This is a genomic window from Emticicia sp. W12TSBA100-4 (assembly GCF_040253585.1).
Lineage (GTDB): Bacteria > Bacteroidota > Bacteroidia > Cytophagales > Spirosomataceae > Emticicia.
Genome location: NZ_JBELAU010000038.1, coordinates 1 through 5,507 on the forward strand (window position 1 = coordinate 1; position 5,507 = coordinate 5,507).

Consider the following 5,507-nt stretch of genomic DNA (forward strand, 5'->3'; position numbering starts at 1 on the left):
AGTAATTGGACGAAAAATAGCGGTTTGAGATTAGGATTTGTTTTTTGCTAAATAATTATAAACTGTACCATAAGCCACACCTGATTGAATGCTAATCTGATTCATCGAAAGCCCTTGTTGTTTCAATTCCATTATCTGATTCAATTTATTTTTTGCCAGCTTTGGTCTTGAAATATTTTTTCCTTGAGCTTTTGCTCTTTGCATTCCTGCCTTCACACGCTCACTAATGAGCGAACTTTCAAATTGAGCCAAAGAAGCCATTACATGAAATATCAATTCACCTGTTGGGGTAGTGGTATCAATGTTTTCTTGGTAAGAAATAAAATCAATTCCTAAAATTTTGAATTCTTTCAACGCATTGGCTAATGCCTGTGTTGAACGAGCAAAACGGTCATATCGCCAAACCAAAACTACATCAAGTTTTCTTTTCTTGGCAGCTTCCATCATTTGCTTGTAATGCTTACGTTCTTCACTTGTTCCCGAAGCAAAATCAATAAACTCCCCTACAATTTCAAAATTACGTCTTTGTGCGTATTCTCTGAGCTGAATCAGTTGAGTTTCGGGGTCTTGCCCTCTGTCGAGCGTTGAAACTCTTGCATAGAGGGCGACTCTTAGATGAGAGGTATATGCCATTGTTATATTATCAAAAAGGAGTTCCTTTACAAATATAGAAATACTTTTCATAACTTGCTGATTATCAAGGTTGATTTTTGTGAAATTTTAGACACCCTTTTTGATAACCCATGCCAGTTACTTTTTTAACAAATTCTGAGCGAAATCAATTTGAGCAAATTCCACTTACTTCTGAGATTGATTTGAAGCAAGGCTTCTTTCTTTTTGATTCAGACAAACAATTCATTGGTCAATTTCATGGTTCAATAAACCAAGTGGCTATTTCTATACAACTTTGTTTGATTCGGTATTTTGGCTTTCTCAGTGATGAATGGAAACAACAAATCCCCAATAATTTATTTGACTTTGTTGTTTCTCAATTTAATTTGGGGGCAAAATTGGGTCAAATCAATGAATATGGTAATCGTACAATGACCCGTTCTTTTCATTTACAGCAAATTTTAAAATATCTCAAATTTAAGAAATGGCAACCGATTGATGAGCCAACTTATGAGCAATGGTTAATTCAGCAAGATATGGAGCATGATAACCAAAGATGGCTTTTGGAGAAATTCTGTGAAAAGTTATATCAAGATAAAATATTGCGACCAAGTATTGGTACATTAGAAAGAATTGTTGGTGGGATTGATGAACAATTACATCAAACAACCTATCAACGCCTTGCTCACTTTTGGCAATCCGATTTTCAAAAATCATTAGATGAATTACTACTATTTGATTCAGCATTGAAACAAACCAAACATCGTTGGTTAAGTAGTGTTCCTATTTCAAATACTTCCAAAAGTATTAACCAAACGCTTGAAAAAGTTGCTTTTTTGAAAGAAATGTTGGTTCATACATGGGATTTGTCTATGATTCCCAACAATCGCCAGAAACGTTTAGCCAACATGGTTCGCAATAACACTAATCAATATTTACAGAGAATGCCATCTCAAAAACGTTATTCAGCATTGGTTTGTTTTTTAAGAGAAACGCTACTGGATACCACCGACATGGTAATTATGATGTACAATGACTTTTGGATGCAAGCGATGAATGATGCAAGAAAAGCATACGAACTCTACCAAATGAGTATCATCAAAACGCAAAATCAGGCTGTTAGTACCCTTACCAAAGCCTCAGAAACTCTTATTGATGAACGCCTTGAGCAGGAAGAATTTAGGAAGCAAATGTTTGAGAACCTTACCAAAGAACAAATCAAAGAAGCCATTGAGATAGTATTAAAAATCAATAAACCTCTGAAACAATCCTACTTACATTTTTTAGTGAAATTGTATAGCCGTTTCAAACAGTTTACTCCTAAGTTTCTTAAAACGATTGATTTCAAAATAGCTTTTACAAAGGATAATTTCGACAAAGGTTTGAGTCTTGTAAAAGAAATCCAGTGTGGTAGCAAAAGAAAAATTCCTTCATCAGCACCAACAAACTTTGTGAGCCAAACATGGTAAAAAATGGTATTTGATGGTAATGAAATTCAACAGCAAGCCTACGAGCTTTGTGTCTTGTCGGTACTACGAGATAGGCTTCTTTCAGGCGATGTTTTCATGGAATTATCTCGAAAATATGCTGATTTTAATAGCTTTTTGATTCCAAAAGAACGGTGGAAACTTGAATCAGAACAAATCTGTCTATCTTTGGATGGATTAGATATTGGCAAAAAAATTGACCAAAAGATAGATGAATTTAAAACTTTGCTCAAACCACTTTCCCAAATTTTGATTGATGGTTCTGAAATTCGCTTAGAAGACGATATTCTGATTGTACCGCCCCTTGAAGCTGAGAAAGTAGCAGATTCTACCATTTTATTACAAGACCAAATCAACAAACGATTACCTCAAGTTGGACTTGTGGAAATGATTCGTGAAGTGGATATTTGGGTAAATTACTCAAAAGAATTCTATCAAAATCAGGCTTTAAAAAATACTGAAAACCAGTCACTCATTTATGCAGCACTCTTAGCCAACGCTTGTAATCTATCATTTGCTGATTTGGCTCGCTCATCTGAACTTGACTACCGTTCACTTTGGTGGGTAGCAACTAATTATTTTTCCGATGAAAACACAAAAAAAGCCAATGACTTGCTAATAAATTTCCATCATAAACAATGGATTTCTTCTTATTGGGGTGGGGGAACGCTTTCGTCTTCTGATGGACAGCGCTTCCCCACGAGTGGAAAAATTAGAAATGCTCAAGCACTTCCTAAGTATTTTGGTTATGGCAAGGGCGTTACCTTTTACACCCACACTTCCGACCAATATAGCCAATATGGTACAAAAGTTATCAGTGCCACTGAGCGTGATGCCACCTATGTTTTAGATGAAATACTCAATAATGAAACTGATTTGTCCATTTTAGAACACACAACTGATACGCATGGCTACTCTGATTTAATCTTTGCTTTATTTGACTTGGTAGGTAAATCATTTGCCCCAAGATTGAGGGAAATTAAAAATCAGAGGCTTTGTAGGATAAAAACCACCAATGAAGATACTGAAATACAGTATCCAGAACTAAAATTTACAGGTACAGTTAATGTTGAATATCTCAAAAGTAATGCCGATGAATTGAGAAGGGTGTCTGCATCTTTACAAACAGGTACAGTTACTGCTTCACTTTTGATTAGTAAATTACAGGCATATCCACGCCAAAACAACTTGATGTATGTCTTGCAATCATACGGTCAACTATGCAAAACCGTGTTCATTTTCAAATACTTATTGCAATTACCACTCAGACATCGAATCAATACACAACTCAATAAAGGCGAACAATTACATAATCTTAGAGCTTATTTATGGTTCGGTGGCGATGGAATTATCCGAAAAAAACAAGAATACGAACAACAAATTACTGCTCGAATGCTAAATTTATTAAGTAATATTGTGATGGTTTGGAATACAATTTATCTCCAAGAGATATTAAAAAAGCTACAAAATGAAGGTCTTTACATACATGACGGCGATTTTACCCATATTTCGCCCGCCCCGTTTGAGCATATCAATCGACTTGGGAAGTATCTTTTCAATGATGAAATTAAATTAGAGGAAAATGGATTGAGAGCTTTGAGAATTATTAAATAATGAAACCGCTATTTTTCGTCCAATTACTATAAGAACCTCGTGTTCCAAATTTTATCCTATTCTCTTTCTTCAGTTTGTATGTATGGCCTCTTTGGTCCTTTTGGAAATTAGGTGTCTTTCAACTTTAGTACCATTCGAAAAAACTATTTCACTACTTTACTAAGGTTACTATCATCTTAGTAGCTCTTGAAGTTTTTCAGAGACTCAATATTGGTTTATCCTATTAATTTTAAATTTAATGAAACCAAGACACTGTCATTTCTTGTACGGAAGCATTGTTTAAATTATCTAAGGCGGGAATTGTATGGATTTGAATTACGTTTACTCTAATTTCGTTACGAATTTCTTTCTCACTTTTATGAAATTTAAATCCACATCAGTTCAATAATTGTATAGCCCAAATAATTAGTGAGTAATAAGGAGCTTTTAGAAGGATTAAAAAGGTTTAAGAAGGATTAAAGAGGTTTAAAAAGGATTAAAGAGGTTTAAAAAGGATTAAAGAGGTTTAAAAAGGATTAAAGAGGTTTAAAAAGGATTAAAGAGGTTTAAGAAGGATTAAAGAGGTTTAAGAAATATTAAGGAGGTTTAGGAAGTATTAAAGTCAGTAACTCCAAATTTTGTCGGCGTAGTGAGTGGAGCAAGGGGGAGTTTTTGTACACAAAAACTATCGTGCAAGCACGATGGTGATCAAATTATTCCATTCAAAACAAATGTCTGATCGGAATCAAGTAATCTAGGTTATCGCTTTGAGTGGAGAATTGGAGTGATAAGTAGAAATTGGTAGAGAGTGACAAACTGAAGTATCCTCAATGAAATTGGCAATTTAATTGCTGACTGATAACCGGGCTCCCCAACATTTAATCGGTAACTTAACAAATTAATGTTTATCTATTGTCAAAAATTGATATTCTTAACCAAATATTGATATATTGATTGTTTTGTGTTTTTAAATTTAATACAGTTAAGTGATTGATTATTAGGCTTATGTGTGTTTTTTATGTATATAGTACTTTGTTGGTACAACTCTTGTTAATATCATAATATCACCAAATTTTGATATGAATTCAATACATTTATTATTAGTACAGATGCTGATTTTGAGAAGTTTGTTAGTGTAGAAAACCAACTTCCAGTAGAATAAGGATTAAGACATTGGCATCTTCTTGCTTGTACTCACGAAGCACTAACGTAAAAAAACAACTTCCAGTAGAATAAGGATTAAGACATTAAAACTTTTCACATGAACAAGCGAAAATCGAGCGTAGAAAACCCACTTCCAGTAGAATAAGGATTATAACAACGGTACTCGGTTTCGATATAAATAAGTTGACAATTAAAGAAAAGAGAACAAAAATATACTTATGGTATCGTTTTTAGTAACTATTTTTAGGTATCTCGTTACCTAACGTTAGGTAACAGATAATCACTGAAAAAGATATTTCTATAGGCTGTTTTTTGCTTGATTCTGAGTTTTTACTCGTTTTTTCTGCGTTATGTAACGTTACGCAGCAACTGTAATGCAACTCCACTAATTGGACGATATTTTTTTCTTACTAAATACTTGTTTTTCATGTAAAAAAAATGTATATTAGTATATGATATTCTCCACGGTGGCGAATACATTCCACACAAAACAATACACAAAAATGAAAAATCTTTCATTTCGTTCTTGCCCAACGTGCAGTTCAGAGTTTCTGCCTACCAGTTAACACCAATTATTTTGTTCGAGTAATTGCCGTCAAGCCAAATTCAGAGAAAACCGTAAGGAAAAGGAGAAAGAATTGGCTGGCCAAT

General features: G+C 33.9%; 3 protein-coding genes. 2 read left to right on the plus strand and 1 reads right to left on the minus strand.

From position 1 onward, the window contains the following. Positions 1 to 30: 30 nt before the first annotated feature. On the minus strand, positions 31 to 633 hold the full coding sequence (locus tag ABR854_RS25510; RefSeq protein ID WP_350268690.1) for a recombinase family protein: 603 nt from the start codon (positions 631 to 633) through the stop codon (positions 31 to 33). 110 nt (positions 634 to 743) lie between these two features. Between ABR854_RS25510 and ABR854_RS25515 the strand changes: the two genes are divergently transcribed. Further along, entirely contained in the window at positions 744 to 2,081 is a 1,338-nt protein-coding gene (locus ABR854_RS25515; RefSeq protein WP_350268692.1) for a DUF4158 domain-containing protein, read from the plus strand. A 3-nt stretch (positions 2,082 to 2,084) separates the two neighbouring features. After that, positions 2,085 to 3,713 carry a Tn3 family transposase gene (locus ABR854_RS25520; protein WP_350268693.1) on the plus strand — a complete coding sequence of 543 codons (1,629 nt, stop codon included), beginning with the start codon at positions 2,085 to 2,087 and terminating at the stop codon, positions 3,711 to 3,713. Positions 3,714 to 5,507: the final 1,794 nt, after the last annotated feature.